General features: G+C 32.9%; 11 protein-coding genes. 8 read left to right on the top strand and 3 right to left on the bottom strand.

The window, feature by feature from the left end; genetic code table 11:
• Positions 1-8 precede the first annotated feature (8 nt).
• Positions 9-182 carry a hypothetical protein gene (locus tag ABNT22_RS11510; protein WP_348718593.1) on the top strand — a complete coding sequence of 58 codons (174 nt, stop codon included), beginning with the start codon at positions 9-11 and terminating at the stop codon, positions 180-182.
• A 67-nt stretch (positions 183-249) separates the two neighbouring features.
• Here the strand turns inward: ABNT22_RS11510 and ABNT22_RS11505 are convergent, their stop codons facing one another.
• Genes ABNT22_RS11505 through ABNT22_RS11495 form a run of 3 tightly spaced genes read right to left on the bottom strand, consistent with a single transcriptional unit; the run spans position 250 to position 4,415 of the window.
• A complete protein-coding gene (locus ABNT22_RS11505) occupies positions 250-2,919 on the bottom strand; it encodes a TonB-dependent receptor (RefSeq protein ID WP_348718594.1) in 2,670 nt (889 codons plus the stop codon).
• Positions 2,920-2,934: 15 nt separating this feature from the next.
• On the bottom strand, positions 2,935-3,840 hold the full coding sequence (locus ABNT22_RS11500; protein WP_348718595.1) for a FecR family protein: 906 nt from the start codon (positions 3,838-3,840) through the stop codon (positions 2,935-2,937).
• A gap of 53 nt (positions 3,841-3,893) precedes the next feature.
• Positions 3,894-4,415: an RNA polymerase sigma factor gene (locus tag ABNT22_RS11495; RefSeq protein ID WP_348718596.1), complete on the bottom strand. Its 522-nt coding sequence runs from the start codon at positions 4,413-4,415 to the stop codon at positions 3,894-3,896.
• Between the two features lie 112 nt (positions 4,416-4,527).
• Here ABNT22_RS11495 and ABNT22_RS11490 point away from each other — a divergent pair, with 112 nt between their 5' ends.
• The 7 genes from ABNT22_RS11490 (at position 4,528) to ABNT22_RS11460 (ending at position 20,100) form a co-directional block, all read left to right on the top strand.
• Positions 4,528-6,360 carry a hypothetical protein gene (locus tag ABNT22_RS11490; RefSeq protein WP_348718597.1) on the top strand — a complete coding sequence of 611 codons (1,833 nt, stop codon included), beginning with the start codon at positions 4,528-4,530 and terminating at the stop codon, positions 6,358-6,360.
• A gap of 226 nt (positions 6,361-6,586) precedes the next feature.
• Positions 6,587-6,781, top strand: coding sequence for a hypothetical protein (locus ABNT22_RS11485; RefSeq protein WP_348718599.1), 195 nt, complete (start codon positions 6,587-6,589; stop codon positions 6,779-6,781).
• Between the two features lie 171 nt (positions 6,782-6,952).
• The gene (locus tag ABNT22_RS11480; protein ID WP_348718601.1) at positions 6,953-11,704 is read left to right on the top strand and encodes an MBG domain-containing protein; all 4,752 of its coding nucleotides are present in this window, start codon (positions 6,953-6,955) and stop codon (positions 11,702-11,704) included.
• A 155-nt stretch (positions 11,705-11,859) separates the two neighbouring features.
• The gene (locus ABNT22_RS11475) at positions 11,860-17,235 is read left to right on the top strand and encodes a beta strand repeat-containing protein (RefSeq protein WP_348718602.1); all 5,376 of its coding nucleotides are present in this window, start codon (positions 11,860-11,862) and stop codon (positions 17,233-17,235) included.
• Between the two features lie 190 nt (positions 17,236-17,425).
• Positions 17,426-19,621, top strand: a complete 2,196-nt coding sequence (locus tag ABNT22_RS11470) for a T9SS type A sorting domain-containing protein (RefSeq protein ID WP_348727098.1) — start codon at positions 17,426-17,428, stop codon at positions 19,619-19,621.
• Between the two features lie 6 nt (positions 19,622-19,627).
• The gene (locus ABNT22_RS11465) at positions 19,628-19,807 is read left to right on the top strand and encodes a hypothetical protein (RefSeq protein WP_348719079.1); all 180 of its coding nucleotides are present in this window, start codon (positions 19,628-19,630) and stop codon (positions 19,805-19,807) included.
• A gap of 155 nt (positions 19,808-19,962) precedes the next feature.
• Positions 19,963-20,100 carry a hypothetical protein gene (locus tag ABNT22_RS11460; RefSeq protein WP_348719078.1) on the top strand — a complete coding sequence of 46 codons (138 nt, stop codon included), beginning with the start codon at positions 19,963-19,965 and terminating at the stop codon, positions 20,098-20,100.
• The last annotated feature ends 93 nt before the right edge of the window (positions 20,101-20,193 follow it).

The raw sequence follows: 20,193 nt of genomic DNA, 5'->3' as shown, positions 1-20,193 counted from the left end.
AATAGGCAATGAAAAATCAAAATTTTGAATATCAGGAGCCTAAAATAACTAGAAAAGAGGCGCTAGATAAGATAAGCAAATATGGAAAATATGCAGCTTTAACAGCTTTAGGAACATATATGGTACTAAACCCTCAAAAAGTACAAGCTCAAAGTCCTGAACCACCAGGGAATAATTTTTAAACAACAACTAAGAGCTTATTACGGCACAAGTCAATTTGACTTGTGCTTTTTTATTTAAACATATTGGTTAAAAATAGACTCTAAATACTGCGTTTGGAGTAAAACCAAGTGAAAATCGTTGAATTACTTGTTCTAAAATAACTTCTAATTCTTCAGGACTAGAACCTGTGGTTCCTTCAACAGCAATTCCTCCATCATCCAAAGGTTTGCGTTCAGCTTTATATATTAAGTTTAGTGGCTTCACTCTATTATAAATGTTAAGAAAAGAAATACCAAGTTGAGCCTTCAGTTTTTTATTCCCCAAAGAAATATTTAAATCATGTAAAATAGAAGCATCTAAACGATGAAAATCGGGTAAACGTTCACTGTTTACTGCACCAAAATTAACTACACCAGCAGGCTCGTTATCAGCATCTATTTTAATTACATAACTGTTAACAGGTGTAATTGGTTTTCCTGATCTGTATTGCCATCCTAGAGAGAACTGCCAATTTTTTAATTGTAAGGTATTAGAAATTCTAAAATGATGAGTAATATCGTTATTACCTGGGAAATTTTCAGGCGTATCTTTTAAGTTTGGAAACTCAAATGTGATATCATTAAAAGTGTAACCAGCCCATATTTTGTAATGGTTCCATTTGTATTTTAAGAGAACATCAATACCATTAATACTACTTTCACCTTTTTCTAAGTTTTCTAGAGGGTTACTAAAACCACTTGTAAAAGTAGTTAAACCATCAAGTTTTTTGTAATAAGCATCAACATCAATACTTAAGTTTTTATGATGATATAAAATTCCTCCAGAGACTTGATTACTACTTAATAGAGGAAATTGTTCACCATCTGATAAACGCCAAAGTTCATTTTCTAAACGAAGCTCAGTATGGTTGAATTCCACTAATTGAGAGATAGGCTGATTTCTTTTTTCTATTGCTGTTTTAAAACGAAGTCGATCGTTCAACGGATATTCAAAATTTAAGCGTGGTTCTACTAAAAACCTGTTCAAAGAACTATAGTGAGAAAGTCGTAATCCTGCGTTAATAAAACCTTTATTTTTAAAACTAAAAGTATATTCTCCAAACAATGCATTTTTTAAATTAGTATCGTCTTGTAAAGAACGCTCTAATTCATTATCAACCGGATTTTCTTTACTAATCAAAATATTCAAATCAGTATAGGAAAGTTGATACCCTAAGGTTAATTTTTGTGAATCTTTTATTTGAGTAGTAAAAGTAAAGTTAATACCGAAATCTACGATGTTATTTTTACGAATATTTATTTCAGCCAAATCTAAAACTCCATCGCCAGTTTCGTCTTTGATTTCGTTGTTTTGATAAAAAGAATTATACTCAGAGTAATATGCTGTAAGTTCTTCTTGTTGCTTTTCATTTGAAGCATGGGTCCAATTAAAACTCAGACCTTTATTTTGAGTTTTTAAAGAATCAACAACTACTTCATCTCCTCCACTAAAATCAAAATCTAAACGATTTCTAGTGTATAAACCACTAATGGCTAAGGTGTTTTTACTATTTGGTTTATAGATTATTTTAGAATTAAAATCAGCAAATGAAAAATCGTTATTACTAGTTTCAGGACTATAATCATCATCGGTTTCAAGGACCAATATATTGCCATTTCGATCTTTTACAGTTCCAAAATTTGTAAAAATTTTATCTTCATAACTCTTATATGTAGGAGTTTTTACAATATCGTTATAAGATCTCCTAGTAAATGTATATAGCGCAAGTTTTTTTGAGATAGGGGTTTTGATATATCCATTAATAGAGAGTCCGTCTATCTCTAACCCTCCTTCCATTTTTTCTGGAATATCTGTGCCACTAGAAATATCTATAATTCCTGAAATTCGATCACCATAACTCGCACTGGTTCCTGATCTAAGAATGGTTGCTTTTTCTGTAGCAAATGGATTAAAAAGCGAAAACATCCCATAAAAATATCCTGTGTTGTAAAGTTTAATATCATCATAAAGTACAAGGTTTTGATCAGGCGATCCTCCTCTGATTTGAATACCCGTAGCAGATTCATCCAAAGTAGAAATACCTGGAATCAATTGAATGCTTTGAGATATATCTGGACTTACTAAACCTGGTAAAATTCCTAACCTCTTTGAATCCACAGAAATGGAACCATCACTATTTCTATCTATCCCTGAAGTTATATACCCTAAAACTACCACTTCATCCAATTCAGATGAGGCAGTTTTTAAAGGAATAATAGGACAATCCTGATTGGTAGAAATTAAAACCTCCTCTTGTTGATACCCGAGTAGGTTAAAAGTAATTTTTTCTGAGTTATTAGCTGGGTTTTCAAAACTAAAAAATCCACGTTCATTGGTGGTTGTAAATAAACGTTCGTTGATTAAAACATTGGTAAAAGGTAAAGGCTCATTAGTTTCAGCATCAACCACAAATCCACAAAACCTTCTGGGTTTACTTATTACAATTTGGTTACTGCTCAGCATTTCAAATAGTAATCCCGTTTGTTGAGTTAAATTAAGGGTTAATTGTTTTAAAGTAATTTTTTGTTTATTTAAGGTTACTTTTTTGCCTTGAATGATTTCTTTCGAATATGAAAAAATGACATGAGTTTTGCTTTCAATATCAGAGATAACTTCTTGAAGTGGTGTATTGTTATAATGAATACTGAACTTTTCTTGTGAAAAAGAGAGTTGAACGATACTAAAAAGTAATATCGCTGTACTAAAAATTTTGTTCATGATTGGGGTAATATGCTACTGTAAAAATACGATGTTTTCGTTATCAGAAAAAGTATAGACAATTCCCATTGGGGTAAGGGTAGTCTTCAAAGCTTTTTCTAAATCGTTATGTATAAAACTTCCCGAAAAAGATTGAGAAGTATCTATGTTGTTTGTTTTAAAAGTTATATTATACAAATTACTTAATTCATTTAGAACTTCCTGTAATGGACGATCTTTAAAAACACTAATCCCACTCATCCAAACAGGCTCACCCGTTTGGTGTTTTTGTTCTATAATGCGTTCTTTTACTAATAAAATTTGATCATTTGCATTTAAAATCTTTTGAACATTGGTTCCTTTTTGATCAAATCGTACGGTTCCTTCGTAACAGTTTAATTCAAAATTGTTACTTCTCGATTTTACATTAAATTTGGTGCCTAAAACTGTAACATTTCCATAGGAAGTAGAAACACTAAAGTCACTTCCTTTCTCAACTTGAAAATAAGCTTCACCTACTAAGCTAAGCTTTCGATTAGAATTCCAAAAGAAACGTTTATGTTGTAAATTAGAGTTCGCATTTAACTGTACTTTGCTACCATCTGGAAGTACAACTGCCAGTTGTTCTCCAATGCCTGTTGTATATTGTTTGGTAGAGTTAGCACCAAAGTATCCTAAAATTAGAATAGCGATAGAAGCGGCAATAGAATACCAAAGTTTTGAATTTAAAGATCTAACCTTTCCTTTATTCATTTTGGTCTTGGTTCGAGCTAAGGCAGCTTTTGTGTCAATTTTAGGGCCTTTGAACTGTTGCGCAATTTCATTGATACGGTCAAAATCTTTAAAGGCATCGGTTTTTTTGAACTCAGCTAATTCTTCATTGCTCAATTCATTTGCAGCCCAACGTGCTAAAAAAGATTTATCGGTTTCGTATTTTTTCATTTGTTTTATTTCGTGCCTTTATCTATTGTACCACTATAAATGCATTTACCCTATTAAAATTTTAAATCTTTTCCTAAAATCTTTCTTAGATTGATAAATGCATTGCTCATTCTTCTTTCTACGGCCTTTACAGTTATGTTAGTTATTTCAGCTATTTCTTTATACGTTTTTTTATCAATACGACTTAATAAAAAAACTTCTCTTTCTTTATCAGATAAACTTGCAATGGCATTTTCTAGTTTACTTCTAAATTCTTCTGTTTCCAAAATGAACTCAGGACTTTCATGATCTCTATCACTTCTAGGAATTGCCTCATGGCGTAACACGACTTTTTGATGCGCAAACTGGTTACGTAATGCATTATTACATATAGTATACAGGAAAGATCTTGCAGTTTCATAAATTACTTCAGCACATCTTTTCCAAATTTTTACAAAAGCATCCTGAACAATATCTTCTGCTTGCTGCAAATTTCCACATTTATAATAAATGTAGTTGGTAGCAGTTTCGTAGTAGGTATTGAATAAAGAATCAAAGTTCTTTTCTTCACAAACAGATTTTTGTTGTTCGGGCATTGACAAAAATTAATGTTTGACAAATCTAAAAAAAAAAGGAATAATGAATAGGGTCTACTATAATTTTACTGTACAATAATAAAGATATTAATGTAGTAATGTTGTTATTTGTATGATTATAAGTAGGTTATGTTTGGTTAATTTAGTGGTGGTTGTATTTTTTGTGAATATACTATTTGCACAAACTGAAATTGATTCTCTAAAAACAATAGCTCAAGAAACTATTCAAAAGAAAGATAAACTTAAAATTTTAGATGAGTTAACGAAGCAAATGATTCGTAAAAACCATAAAGAATTGGTCCCTGTATTAAAGGAATATTTATTACTTGCCAAAGAACTTCGAGAATATGATTTGTTAGCTTCTAAAGCTCGATTTTTAGTGCAGCAATACATCATGAAAGGTAAAAATAAAGAAGCCAAGAGTTTATGTGATTCTTTATTATCATATAAAAAATATTTTACTCAAGAAAAGTCAGAAGCACATATACTTTTAAAAAGAGGAGGCGTATATTTTTCTGAATTGGCTTATAAAAAAGCTATTGAAGATTATCAGAAATCGGCACATTTATTTTTAGCATCTAATGATTCAATTTTTGCTGCAGATGCTTTTTATTTTTCAGGACAGGCTTACTCCAATTCAGGTAATTTTATTTCGGCTATTAAATATCTTGAAAAAGCGCATGATTTTTATGAGAAATTGAAAGACTATCCATATATATATCGAACAGCAAAAGAATTGGATTTAATCTATCGTAGAAATGGATTGAGTAAGACAGCAAATGAAAAGACGCATCAATTAATTATAAAAACTAAAAAATATAAATCATATGCTCCTTTACAATTTTTATACTTGGTTTTAAGCGAAGAGGCAATTAAAGCGAATGATTTAAATAAAGCCAATAAGTATTTAGACTCATCAAAGAGATATACTAGTTTCATCACTGACGTAGTAGTTCAAAGTAATAATGCTTTTCAATCAAGGCAAATAGAATTAAGATTAAGATTAAAGGAGAAGAATTTAAAATCAGCCGATACTATTTTTAATCAAATACTCACGTTAGAAAAAGAAATTAAGCATAAAAAACTACTGTTTTCAATAACTCCTGAAAAAGCCGAATATTTCATAGAAAAAGGAGAAATAGTTAAAGCGTTACAACTCTTGCAAGATTTTAGAAAGTTTTCAGAGATGAACTCGGTTAAAAATATAAGCCTTTTAGAAAGTGAAAGATTGTTATCTAAGGTCTATTTAAAATTAGGAAATTATAAAGAAGCATTAAAACACAACAATAGTTATTTGAAATTGAAAGATTCTATTAATAAAGAGGCATTAACAGATGCTTTGGCCTTTCATCAAGCTAGATTTAATAATGTTCAAAAAGAAAAAGATATTCAAAAATTAATAGCGGATAAAAAGATCTCAAGGAGTAAGAGAAATACTTTAGTCGCTATTTTGTTTTCGATTATGCTAATAATATTTGGAATTTGGTGGAGAGAAAAAAATAAAAGGACACAGTTAAAAAAACAGGTTGAAAGAAACAAAATTGAGTTGAACAGTTTTACACATCAATTATTATTGAAAAGTAAAGAACAAGATGAATTAAAACTACAATTGGAAGTATTAAAAGATCAAGTTTCAGAAAAGGAAACAATTCATTCAATTCAAGAGCTAGTTAATGCTAAAATTCTTACAAAAGATGACTGGTATCTGTTCAAAGATAAATTCTCTAAGGTGCATCCACATTTTTTTGCTCAGATAAATGGAAAAGGATACAAACTTACAAAATCAGAAGAACGTTTAGTTGCATTGGAGAAATTAGGTTTAGACAATAATGAAATAGCCAATATGTTAGGGGTATCAGTTGATAGTATTTTTATTAGTAGGTATAGACTTCGTAAAAAGATATCTGCTCCAAAAGAAATTTCATTAGTGGAATATTTAAGTTAAAAGAGAGTTGCAAACTCTCTTTTTTTTTTGGATCGAGATAACTACTAGTATTAAAATAGTTCTTTGTGTAAGTGGTTGATTTGTAGTGGTGTATTGTTTTTGTATAGTTTTTTGTATAGGTGGTTTTTTAGAATTTTGATAAGGAGTTAAATAGTTTTGACACGAAAAAATAGGGTTAAAAACAATTTAGATGTACAGTTTATAAGTAACCATTTAACTAACGAATATGAAAGTTGATTTAAAACATTTATCTAAAAGACGATTTAAAGTTAGAGAGAACATTCAGAAGTTCTTGTTTCTTCCAATTATTCATCGTGGGAAGCTTCATTGGTTTACCGATGTATTGATAGAAAAAAGTTTTAATGGTCACAAAATGAAAATTATAAACATTCAACGAATCAGAAAAGCAGAAAACATTTAAGGATTTATCATCTCTTTATTCTGATTAACACATCAAAATCTAAAACCAAATTTAAACCCTCTCATGAAAAAAACTACGCTAACATTTTATACATATTTATGGTGTTTGCTTAAATCACAACTGAATTTAAGTAAAAAGCAACAGTTGTTTTTACTAACTATAGTCTGTTTATTGACCACTACAATAATCACCGCACAGTTTGACTATGCAAGCGAAACGGAACCAAATAATCTTCCCAATGATACCGGTGTGAAAACACTTACGGTAGCTACAACCAATACCACCACAATTATTGGAGGAAGTACAGTAGTAGGGAGTGATGAAGACTACTATAAAATAGGAAGATCTCCTTTTTCTAATGGTTATGTAGGAATGGCGGTTCAATCTAATTTAGGATCTATGCAACCCGAAGTATGGTTAGAAAAAAGAACAGGAAGTTATGATGGACCTGTAATTTCTAGCACTTTAATTCATCAAGGAACTGATCAATCGAATCGAGCAATGGGAATTTCATACTCCGCTGCAAATGAGTACTATTTGATTAGAGTAGGAGGCGGTAGATCAGGAGGATATAGTTATAGAGTTCATTTTCCAAGATGCAATACACCTGGAGCGAGTACTGTATTGTCTACAGACCCAACTGAGAATGATTTTAGAATTACAGCGGTTGGTGGAAGCACTAATATATCACTTATAAAAGTCAATACGGTAAATAGCTTTACTAATCCAACATCAGGAACGAGTTATCCTACTTCAGAAGGAACGGCATATAATGGTTCTGGAGAGCAAACTGTTTATTTAGGTAATTCTTATACTCCAAATGTTACCGTAACTGGACTTAATGCAAACACTACCTATTATGTGAAAGTATTTAATTATAGCGATTGTGGTGGTAATTTGAAACTAGGAACAGGAAATGTATTTACTGTAACAACATGTGGAGCAGCACCAGCAAGGGCCACAGTTCTAAACTTATCTGCAAATAACGAAAGTTCAAGTTATATAAGCTCAATAACTGGAAGTATAGGAGCTTCAAAACGATATGTTGTAAAAGCAAATACAACTAATAATTTTACAGCTCCTACAAATGGTACAAGCTTACCAACAGCAAACTCAGTTTACACAGGAGGAGAACAAGTTGTTTATGCAGGAGACTCAGCTACGCCTAATGAATTAATCACTGGATTAAATACAGGAACAACGTATTTTTTTAAAGTGTATACAGCAGAATTTTGTGGTGGTAATTATTATTTTGAATCTACTGGAGTTGGATCTTCGATAACACCAGTATGTGCACCACCAAATAGTAATGCTCAAATTTATTTATATGCAGAGCCAACGAGTTCGCATAACACTATGAGTGTTGTTAATTTTACAGGAAACAACAACGCAGATGGTAAAATTATTTATATAAGTACCGAGAATAACTTTACATTACCAACCATATTAACGGCAGCAAATTTACCAAGTGTGAGCACGGATTATACTGGTAAAACTGGTCAGGCAGCTATTTATACGGGAGCAGCTACTGGTTTTAGAGTCACTACAACCGGACTTTTACCAGGTACTACTTATTATTTTGCTGCAGTAAATTATAAGATTTGTAATGGTGTTTACTATTTTTACCCAACTGGTATTTATAGTCAAAATACAACCTGTGGTATTACTTCCGAGTTAGCCTCGAATGTGGTAACGGATAACATAAATACAACTTCTTTTGACCTAAACTCGTTTACAGCACCAACAGCAACTACAAATGCGCCAGACGGATATGTCATAAAGATGAATACTGTAAATAGTTTTTCACCTTTAGCTAGCGGTTCAGTACTTCCATCAGGTAATGCAGCGTATGCCGGTGGAGAACAAGTTGTACATGTGGGCACATCAATCACACCAAACTTAAATATTACAGGACTTACAGAAGGAACACCGTATTATTTTACAATATATGCATACAATGATTGTAACGGAACTCCTATATATCAACAAACGGGATACACCTTTACGCAGAGTACTTTAGGGTTAAGTTTTACGCCACCAACAATAATATATGGAAGTGGAGTAACTACTTTAAATGCAACAACCACGAGTACAGGATCTATTTCCTATAGTTTAGTAAATGATACTACAGGGTCAAGTTTAAGTGGGAACGATTTTACACCAGGAACGGTTGGAAATACGACATTAAGAATTACAGTACCTGCGAATGGTATTTATAATGAAATTACAAAAGACTTTAATTTAACTATATCAAAAGGAAACCCAGTAATTTCTTGGAATACTCCTACTACTATTCTAGAAGGAGTACCTTTAGATGCTACTCATTTAAATGCCAGTGCAAATGTTACTGGAACATTTGAGTATTATACTTATTATCATGCTTCTTTGAACATTTACTCAGGGAAAATAACAGAAGGAGTAACATCACTGACGTACAATAGTGGAATCCCTACAACTATTTATACCAGATTTATACCAGAAGATAAAAATTACAATGTTATTGCAGGGAGTACTACAATTACGGTTACAAGATCCGCTTCATCCAATATTTTAGAAATAACACCTAATGATATTATAAAAGCATTAAGTAGTGCTGATCCAGCCTTGTCATATTCAATAACACAAGGAAAACTGGCCTATGGAGATACTAAAATTTGGGTACCTTTAAAAAGAGAACCGGGAGAAACAGCAGGAACGTATGTAATATCAGTAGATCAAAGCGCACAAGCACCCGCTAGCTTTGATCCTACAGGTGTATGTCCTACAGGTATTTGTATAGGACGAGATGACCCTTTTGCTTCAGAGAAAAATGGTAACATAACTAAGAAAACTAAATCTTCAGATGTAAGTAATCGATTTTCAACCCCGATGATATCAACTACCGCGAATTATGATATTAGATTAAAAACAGGTGTATTTACAATAACTACTAAGGAACAAGTAAATATTACATTAAATAGTTCAGATTTAGCAATATCTTTTTATGATGGAAACCCAAGAAAGGCAGTTGGCGTAACAAGTGTAGCTAAAGTGTCTGATGGAAGTGTTGTATCACCAGCAATCAACTTTTCATATAAAGGAAATGATTACTCAGGAAATTCGTATGGTCCTTCTAATACACCTCCAACTAATGCAGGAGATTATACCGTTAAAGCTACTGTAGATGAATCCGATACTAATTATTTTGGAGAAGTAGTGGGAAGTTTTAGGATTAATCAAAGAGGGATTACAATCAATCCTAATACACCACAATCAAAAGCTTATGATGGACTTCCTAAAGAATTTGAAGCTTCGGCAACTGGAGTACTAGGAGAAAATATTCCATTAAGAATTTTGTATAGAACAGGAGCATATAATAGTGAGGCAGCCCCAATAGCAATAGGAAATTATACGGTATCTATTTATGCGGCAAATTCGAATAATTATACGGTCAATTATTCTGGAAACTTAATTATAACAAACAAAACAGAAGTTACAATTAACTTAACAAACTTAACACAGGATTATGATGGTACCCAAAGATCAGTTACAGTAAATAGTATTGAAACAAGCCCTGGGGTAGCAGCAACGCCCGAACCTAATATTCTAATGACATATGAAGGAATTAACGGGACCTATTACAGGAAATCTACATATGCTCCTACAAATGGAGGAACTTATAAAGTTCATGCATATGTAAATACGAACGATGTAAATTTCTTTGGAAGTACTATAGCCACGTTAAGTGTTTTTGAAAAAGAAAATGTAATGATAAATTTTGGTTCAGGAAGCTTGACCTATAATGGTTCTGCTCAAGGACCTGCTATTTCAAGTTTTACAGATAGCAATGATCAAGTAGTTACACCTACATATACAGTTTCTTATCAAGGAACTGATACGGATGATATCGATTATGGACCTTCGAATACACCCCCAACAAATGCCGGAGATTATACGATGTCAGTTACTGTGAGTGCATCAGATCCGCAATATAAAGGATCAGATAACTATGGTTTTACGATTAACAGAGCGAATCAAGTAATTACATTTAACAGTTTAACTTCAGTAGCGCCTTCGAGCCCAGACTTTAACCTTACAGCAAGTACTACTTCAGGATTAACAATAACATACACTAGTTCAAATACGGCAGTGGCAACTGTTTCAGGAAATGTAGTAAGTGTAGTAGGGATGGGAAGTACCATTATTACAGCAAGGCAAGTTGGAAACACCAATTATACAGCTGCTGCTTCGGTTATGCAAACACTAACAGTGGCGAATCCTGATATTACGTTGAGTCCCAAGATTTATTTACAAGGAGCGGCAATCAATCCAAATGTTGGAGAAGAAAGTTTAATGAGAGATGACCTTAGAGCAGGAAGTATACTGCCTACAACAAGTCCTTATAGTGATGCTCTTATTACAAGTGCTTCAGTATTTACAAATACCGGTGGAAATGCAATTGTAGATTGGATTTGGGTAGAATTAAGAGATGGTACTGATAATTCTATTGTTGTAGAAGGAAAGTCAGCTTTGTTACAGAGAGATGGAGATATTGTATCTGTTGATGGAAGCTCACCGGTTACGTTTACACAATCTTCTGGAAGTTATCATATCGTAATTAAGCACAGAAATCATTTGAGTGTGCTTTCTGCAAACGCTTATAGTTTAACAAACAGTAATACAGTTATTGATTTATCATCAAACAATACATCACTTCAAGGAGGAGCCAATGCGGTAGTGGATTTAGGAAATGGAGTATTTGCTATTCCTGTAGGAGATCAAGATGAAAATGGACAAATTCAAAATGCAGATATCAATGCTATCATCCAACTTCTAGGTGGATCAGGATATAATAAATCAGATATGGATATGAATGGTCAGATTCAGAATACAGATGTAAATACATTAGTAAATCCAAATATTGGTAAAGGAAAACAATTCTAATTTTTATGAAACCTAATCTTGTAAAGGGTTAGGTTTTAAATTAAGAATTGTTTGAAGAATAGTTTCTGAATTGAGTTGTATAAATATTAATAGCAATATAATAAAGCCCTTTTATCAAAAAGGTTAGAAAAGTAGAACAAAATTTAAGCCCTCTTATGAAAAAAAATATACTCTTGTATGCAATACTTATGTGTTTAACAATAACACAAATGATTGCTCAAACGTTTAATGAGGTAGAGAATAATAATTCTGTTGCCAATGCAATATCCTCTGCTCAAACCCGAATTCATATGTCTGCCAATTATCAAGGAACAGTTACAAGTACTGATTCTGATTTTTGGATTATTTCTCGAAAAGTAACGCAGGCTACTGATATGTTCCTTTATTTAGATAGGCTTTGGGTAAATAGTAATCCAAATTTTGATTTCAGAATTTGGGAGTATCGCGGTGGAAATTGGGGAGTAACTCCAGTAAATATTGGTACAATGCGAACTTTGATGCAATCTTCGGGGATTTATGATTATAGTGTTCGTTTACCATATAGTAATAATGTAAGTGGAGGTAATAGTAATAACTATTATGCTATTGAAGTAATTACTAGTGCTACTAGTTTTAATTATAATTTTAATTTAAAAGCGAATTCTTTAAATTCATTATACTATTGTTATGAGTTTGGAATTGCAACACCATCACCTAAACAAGTTAATGATACCGATGTTACTTTAAATACTTTAGGAACTAACAGCTTTGATGATGTTTATTATATAGTCAAGTTTTCAAGAACAAATTCATTCACAGATTTTACCGATCATTACATCCAAAATCAGTCATTACCTAATGTTGCAGTAAATAATTCTTACAGTGGTTCTGGAGAACATGTAGTATATGTAGGAACCGACAATGGAGCATTAGAATCGGTTTTGACAATGACTAATTTACAAAGAAATACTACTTATTATTATAAAGTGTATACCTATAGTGATTGTCAGGGATATATCAATTATAATAACACTAGTACACCTGTATCTATTACAACTTGCCCAGGAACATTACCAGGTGTAGGGAGTATTAATTCAGTAACTGCAACTTCACCAACTACCGCAACTATTAATACTCTAGGTAGACCAGTTGGAGCGGATACTTCTATCGGATATTTAGTGAAATTTAGTGATACAAACAGCTTTTCGGCACCAGTAAGCGGAACTTCAATACCAGCAGCTTCATTAGACTATTCTGGCAAAACAGGAGAGCAAGTTGTGTATACAGGACAAGTAGGAAGTGCCGCTGGAACTACTGATAATATCAATCAAGTAATTACTGGACTACAGATTAATAAAGCGTATTATGTAAAAGTTTATACTTATGATTTATGTGGAGGAAAATATAATTTTGAAACTACAGGTTCTACAGTTGTTACTACTAATTATGTTTGTGAAGCTCCATCAGCAGTAACAAATGTAACTGCAAGTGCTACAGGTGCAAATACATTAAGTATTACTTCTTTTACAGCTCCGTCAATTGTAAATGGAGCTTTAGGTTATATTGTTAAAGTAAGTGATGTAAATTCTTTTACAGCACCAAATGCTGTTCCTGGAGCTGCCAGTACAGTCTATAATTCAGCGACAGGAGGAGAACAAGTTATGTATATAGGTAGCTCAGCAAATCCAAATCTTAATATTACTGGATTAACAGCCAATGGAACCTATTATGTAAAGGTGTATACTTACAATACCTGTGCTGGAGGAGACTATTTTGAAACAACAGGAAGTACTCCAGTAACTATTAAAACATGTGGAATTCCATCAGGTAATGCACAATTGTTAAGTTTTAGAGAAGATTTGACATATGAAAATAGATTATCACCAATTTTATCAAATGTTCCTGCTGATGCAGAAGGGCAAGTAGTTAAAATAAACGTAGAAAATTCATTTACAGATATTACAGGAGTACAAAGTAGTTTACCTACTGCGAATGTAAATTATTCTGGCTCTGGTGAACAGGTAATTTTGGTAGGAACGTTCCCAAATGGTCAAGCCTTTACTGGGCATAATTTATTACCCAACACAGAATATTTTTTCAAAACATACTCCTATAGAGTGTGTAATGGTCAGTATTATTTTTCTAATACAGGTCATAGTACATCAAAGTTTACAGCTGGAGTAACAGATAAGTTGGCTTCAAATGCCGTCATTAATAATTTTACAGGAACGGGATTTACTTTAGCTTCATTTACAGGAGCACCTATTGCTGATAATGGAAGAGGAGCGGCTAAAGGGTATATTGTAAAGATGAATACGGTAAATAGTTTTACTCCTTACGGATTTAGAGGACCGCTTCCAACTTCAGATGCTGATTATAAGGGAGGAGAACAAGTAATGTATATAGGAGCATCAACAACACCAAATTTGGTAATAACTGGATTGACTTCAGGTACAACTTATTACTTTACAATTTATGCATATACAGATTCTGGTGCACCGTACTTTTTTAAGAGTTATCAACAAACAGGGTACGAGTTTTCTAAAGTTAACAATGGAGCATTGATTAATCCAACAATCACTTTTAATGATATGGCTGTAAATGCAGGGGGAACAAATTTTAATTTGAATGCTACATCAAATTCTACTGGTGCAATTACTTATAGAATTCTTAATGATGGTGGAACGGGAACAACCTTAAGCGGTACAAACAATGAAACTGTGAATATAGGGAATGCAGGAACGGTTATTATTGAAGCATCTCAAGCAGCTACGGCAACATATCAAAGTACTACCGAAACCATGACTTTGACTATAAATGCACCTTTAGCAACTTTAGGAGGTGGAATTTATTATTTGGTCAACTCGGGGGTAACTACTGTAGATATGACAACAACGTTGAACTCAAACTCTACTGGAGCTTACACTTTTGAAATTATAGGGGAAACATTAGGACATTCAATTAGCGGTAATTTGTTGAATACAAGTGATGTGGCAGGATCTATTATAATAAAAGTAACCCAAGCAGCTGATGCAAATTATAGTGAAACAGTTGCCTATTACTCAACATTGTTCTTTAATACAGGATTTTCACCTAAAACAGATTTAGCTCATAATTTATTTGACTTTTCATTAAATCCTGGAGAAACTAAAACGATAGAAACGGCATTGAATTTTTCAGGGCAACCTACTACATATACTATTATTGATAATGGAGGAACAGGATCTTCTATGGATGGAAATGTGTTCACTGCAGGTTCAAGTGCAGGAACTGTTACTTTACGTGCATTTACCTCTGACAATAGTTTATACAATGCAACAACTAAAGATGTTACAGTAACAGTAATTGGTGCTCCACAAACAATAACTTTTAACGCATTAAGTGATGTAATATATGGAGATGCAGCATTTAATTTAACAGCAACGGCTTCTTCTGGGTTAACAGTTACATATACAAGTTCAGACCCTACAATTGTTTCAATTACTGGAAATACGGTAACAATACTTAAGGAAGGAACTATCAATATTACAGCCTCTCAAGCAGGAGGAGGTTCCTACAGTGCTGCACCAAATGTAGTGCAATCGTTAACTGTGAACGCCATTGTAATAGCTAATCAAAATGTAACTTTAGATACAACAGGTTCAGTAATGTGTAATACCCATGCAACTATTTCATTAGATAATTCACAAGCAAGTGTACATTATTATTTAAGAAATAATCAAGATGATAGTATCATTGAAGGACCAATTGCAGGAACTGGAAGTGGAATTACATTTACTAAAGAAATTTTAACAGCTAACCGTACATATAATATAATAGGAGTTCAAGATAATCAGACGTTGCCTTCAGCGACCAATACATTGCAAATGTTACAAACACCAACTGCAAGCATTCAACTATTGGAGGAGAAAACAATTAATATTTCGCAACCCAATGGGCAATTAGCAATTGTATCAGTTGCCAACTCTCAAACAGGAGTAAGTTATTATTTACAAGATAATGTATCCAATGAAGTATTACAAGGACCAGTAGTGGGTACGGGAACTGATTTTTCTTTTACAACAGAAGCAATTTCAGCAGATAGAATTTATAAAGTCGTAGCAACGGATGCAAATAGTAATAATGGAGTAAGACATAGTTTGAGTTTAGATAATGTAGATGATTACGTTAGTATTTCTGCAATCAACTCTCATTTAACAAGTTCAAGTCAAGCCACTATAGAAACGTGGGTTAAAATTCCAGCTTCAGATGCTACTGATGTAAACGCTTCCATTATTTCTTTTGAATCATATGCAGGAACAGGTATAGCTTCAGTCGTTGTTCCATTATATATTAATATCTCTGGAGGAACTATTTTTGCTGGTCATCATGATAATGACGTAGATGATGGGGGAACCTTTAATACACCAAGTTATACATACCCAGTAAATACGTGGTTCCATGTAGCTGCTACTATAAATGGTTCAAGTGTTAATTTTTATGTGAATGGAAATTTAATTGGTACAACCAGTACTTATTATGGATTTGAAACTTTTGATTTAACATCCAACATTCGAATAGGAAGAAACTATGAAAATACTTCTACATCTGACAAGTTGTTTGGTGGAGAAATAGCACAAACAAGAGTCTGGAATGGAATCCGTACACAAACGGAAATTACATCAAGCATGAATACTGTTTATACAACATCAGAAACAAACTTGGTATTAAATTATAACTATAATCAAGCTTCTGGAACCAATATAACAGATGATTCTAGTAATTCAAATACAGGGACACTGCAAAATGCTTCTGGAGATGATACTAATTGGAAAAAGAGTTTACTTACAGACAGCGTTTGTGGATTCGTAGCAATGAGTAATAGTGTAACTGCGGTTTATACGATGAATACAATTACTATGTCAATTAAGGCTTTTTTACAAGGAGCAGCATCAAACCCAAATACAGGAGAAGAGAGTTTCATGAGAGATGATCTTAGAGTAGGAGGATTATTGCCAACTACAAGTCCTTATAGTGATGCGTTAACGACAGATATATCTGTATTTAATACTACGGGATCAAATGCAATTGTTGATTGGATATGGATAGAATTAAGAGATGCTATTGATGGTAGTGTTGTTGTAGATGGAAAATCGGGACTTCTTCAAAGGGATGGAGATATTGTTGGTATAGATGGTGTTTCCCCAATAAACTTTACACAAACGGCTGGCAACTATTTTATAGTAATTAAACACCGTAATCATTTAAGTGTTCAATCCATAAACACACATAATTTATCAGCAAGTAATACTTCAATTGATTATTCATCAGATAACACTTCCTTAAAAGGTACAGCAAATGCTGTGATTAATATGGGGAATGGAATTTTTGCAATTCCAGTAGGAGATCAAGATGATAATGGTCAAATTCAAAATGCAGATGTTAGTGCAGTAATCCAATTATTAGGGGGATCTGGATATAATAAAGCAGACATGGATATGAATGGTCAAATACAAAATACTGATATAAATACCTTGTTAAATCCGAACATAGGGAAAGGAAAACAATTTTAAACAATAACCTATAAAATCAAGATGAAAAGGCTATTGAAAAGTAATAGCTTTTTCAATCTTGAATAAAAGAACACTTCTTTTTAAAAAATTAAATAAAAAAATAGGGTGATTAAGAATTAGAATGTACAACCTATGTATACGTTGTATAAAACCCTACGAACCATATTTAAAATGAAACATAAACTTAATCATGAATAGAAAATTACTACTAATTGTATTAACCTTATTTAGTACAATAACATTTGCACAGAACATTAGTTTTACTTTCGTAAATGCTCGAAATACGAATGATGGAACGGACGATTTTTATGAAGCCGATATTTATATAGCTTCAGATACAGATTTTAAATTAGGTTCAGGTCAAGTTTATTTTACCTACAATACAGCAGCTTTTGGAAGTAATATTCATACAAGTGGTAACTTTCAATATTTACAACCATCAGGAAGTATTTTAGGAGAAGTTTATGGTTTTCCTGCTTACAAAGATTTTATTGTAAACGATAATACAACTTCCAGAGTATCTACTTCTTTCCAGCAAGGAGTAAGCAGTGGAACCATTACGGCGAATAATGTAACCACAACACCTAAACATTTATTTAGTATAAAAATCAAGTATACTGATATAAATGAAACACCAAATGTAGCATTTGAAACAGGAGCAGTGTATTTAGATCAGTTTTTTACAGCTTGTGGACCAACTACATTTGGATTTCCAGACTGTACGAATCATCCTGGAGTACAATTAACAGGCGATTCTTTTGATTCAACAGGAGCAGTTGTTGTAGCTGGAGTATCTTGGTTAGGAACAGTAGATTCTAATTGGACAGTTACAGGCAATTGGGGTGGAGGAGCGCTACCAACAACCACAGATAATGTAGTAATACCAAATGTAGCAACGACTCCAGTAATAGGAAGTTCAGTTCAAATCAACGATTTAACAGTAGCATCACTTTCTTCTTTTGAAATCAATGAAAATGGAGGAGTACAAGTAGATGGTAATTTAGACAACAACGGAACTTTTACCATGACATCAACAGCAGCAAATAGTGCTAGTTTGATTGTAAAAGGAACTGCTACAGGACAAGTAAGCTATGAGCGTGGAGGTTTAGTAGCCAACAAATGGAGCATTGTAACCGCTCCAGTCTCTGGTCAAAGTGTAAAAGACTTTGTTGAAAACGCATCGAATAATATTCGAGTAAACACTACAGTAACTCCTAATAGGTATGCGGTAGGATACTATGATGATAGTAGAACAGCAGGAAATAAATGGGTGTATTATACGGTTGATGATTTGGCCTCTAACAGTATTACTTTTGAACAAGGAAGAAGTTATGCTATTTCAAGAGCAAGCAATGGAGCTGTTACATTTACAGGAACTGTAGCAACGATTGATGTAAACCATACAGTAACAGCCTCTCAATGGAATGCAGTAGGAAACCCATACACAGCTTTCTTACCAATTAATGAAAACTCAGGAACGAACTTTATCAATGATAATCTAGCTAGTTTTGATCCGACTTATGTAGGTGCCTATGTTTGGGACAATACTCAAAACAAGTATGTAGCTAAAACATTGGCAAGTGGAGAAAGTTCATTAGCACCCGGACAAGGATTCTTTGTAAAAACTACTAGTGGAATCAGTGCTTTATCATTTAAACAAGCTCAAAGAAAGGTACAACCTGCTATAGGAGGTGCTTTTAGTAGAACAGCAAGTGTACCTTCTATAGAACTATCAATAGCTTCTAAAAGTATAAAAGTAAACACTAGCATTAGTTATAGAAGCAATGCAACTAAAGGATTAGATGCAGGATATGATGTAGGAAACTTTGATGGAGCAAGTTTAGATATTTACACTAGACTATTAGATGGTTCATCAGAAAAGAACTTTACATATCAATCTTTACCAACAGAAACCAATGAAACGGTTATTATTCCCGTAGGAGTTAAAGCAGCAGCAGGAACATCTATCATCATTAGTACAACAGGAACTTCTTTACCAGAAGGAGCTGAGGTGTATTTAGAAGACAGATTATTAGAAAAGCATATTGACTTAACCAAAGAATCTTATCAAGTAACGCTATCACAATCAGAAAATGGAATAGGAAGATTTTACTTGCATAGCAAAGTAGAAGTAATTATTCCAGAAGTAACCTCAGAAGATATCAAGCTTTATACAGCCAACCAAACATTATTTGTAGAAGGTATTCAAGGAGAGCGCTTTGAAGTAACATTATACAACACTTTAGGATCGTTGGTATATCAAGGAGAATTTACAGGAAGCGGAAAGAATAGTATTGTTTTGCCAAAAGTAGAAACAGGAGTTTATGTAGTGAATGTAAAGAGCACTATTGGAGTAGCAAATAAGAAGGTAATTCTAAAAAAATAAGCATCGATGAAAACACAAAATATGACAAGTCAAGAAAATAAAATCACAAGAAAAGAAGCCTTAGAAAAGTTAGGGAAGTATGGTAAGTATACAGCATTAACCGCCTTAGGGACTTATATGATTTTAAATCCACAAAGGGCCCAAGCTCAGAGCCCAGAACCAGAACCTCCAGGGGGTAATTTTTAAACAACAAAATGAGCATTATAGCACAAATCATTATTGATTTGTGCTTTTTTTATATAAAAGAATAGGGGCTTTTAATAATCAACTGTACAGTTGATGGGTATAGTAATTAGTTATATCATAAATCTTTGAACACAATAGTTTAATATTTCAAATTGATGAGAGATAATAGTTCTACAAATTGCGAAAAAATAATTACAAGAAAGGAAGTCTTAGAAAAGTTAGATAAATATGATAAGTATACTGCATTAACAGCTTTAGGGAATTATATGATACTGAACGCACGAAGAGCATAAGCGCAAAGTTCAGAGCTACCAGGAGGTAATTTTTAAACTAGATTATAAAGCTAATGGCACAAATTAAAAAAGATTTGTGTTTTTTATATAAAA

Origin of the sequence: Tenacibaculum sp. 190130A14a (genome assembly GCF_964048965.1) — a bacterium.
GTDB lineage: Bacteria > Bacteroidota > Bacteroidia > Flavobacteriales > Flavobacteriaceae > Polaribacter > Polaribacter polynesiense.
Note: the sequence above shows the minus strand (reverse complement) of the source record. Positions and strands in the feature narration are given on the sequence as shown.

What these genes read in the sequence shown, in the direction of transcription:
- ABNT22_RS11475 (WP_348718602.1), top strand. Translation starts at nt 11,860, where the DNA reads ATGAAAAAAAATATACTCTTGTATGCAATACTTATGTGTTTAACAATA.
- ABNT22_RS11485 (WP_348718599.1), top strand. Translation starts at nt 6,587, where the DNA reads ATGAAAGTTGATTTAAAACATTTATCTAAAAGACGATTTAAAGTTAGA.
- ABNT22_RS11495 (WP_348718596.1), bottom strand. Translation starts at nt 4,415, where the DNA reads ATGCCCGAACAACAAAAATCTGTTTGTGAAGAAAAGAACTTTGATTCT.
- ABNT22_RS11510 (WP_348718593.1), top strand. Translation starts at nt 9, where the DNA reads ATGAAAAATCAAAATTTTGAATATCAGGAGCCTAAAATAACTAGAAAA.
- ABNT22_RS11500 (WP_348718595.1), bottom strand. Translation starts at nt 3,840, where the DNA reads ATGAAAAAATACGAAACCGATAAATCTTTTTTAGCACGTTGGGCTGCA.
- ABNT22_RS11490 (WP_348718597.1), top strand. Translation starts at nt 4,528, where the DNA reads ATGATTATAAGTAGGTTATGTTTGGTTAATTTAGTGGTGGTTGTATTT.
- ABNT22_RS11465 (WP_348719079.1), top strand. Translation starts at nt 19,628, where the DNA reads ATGAAAACACAAAATATGACAAGTCAAGAAAATAAAATCACAAGAAAA.
- ABNT22_RS11470 (WP_348727098.1), top strand. Translation starts at nt 17,426, where the DNA reads ATGAATAGAAAATTACTACTAATTGTATTAACCTTATTTAGTACAATA.
- ABNT22_RS11460 (WP_348719078.1), top strand. Translation starts at nt 19,963, where the DNA reads ATGAGAGATAATAGTTCTACAAATTGCGAAAAAATAATTACAAGAAAG.
- ABNT22_RS11505 (WP_348718594.1), bottom strand. Translation starts at nt 2,919, where the DNA reads ATGAACAAAATTTTTAGTACAGCGATATTACTTTTTAGTATCGTTCAA.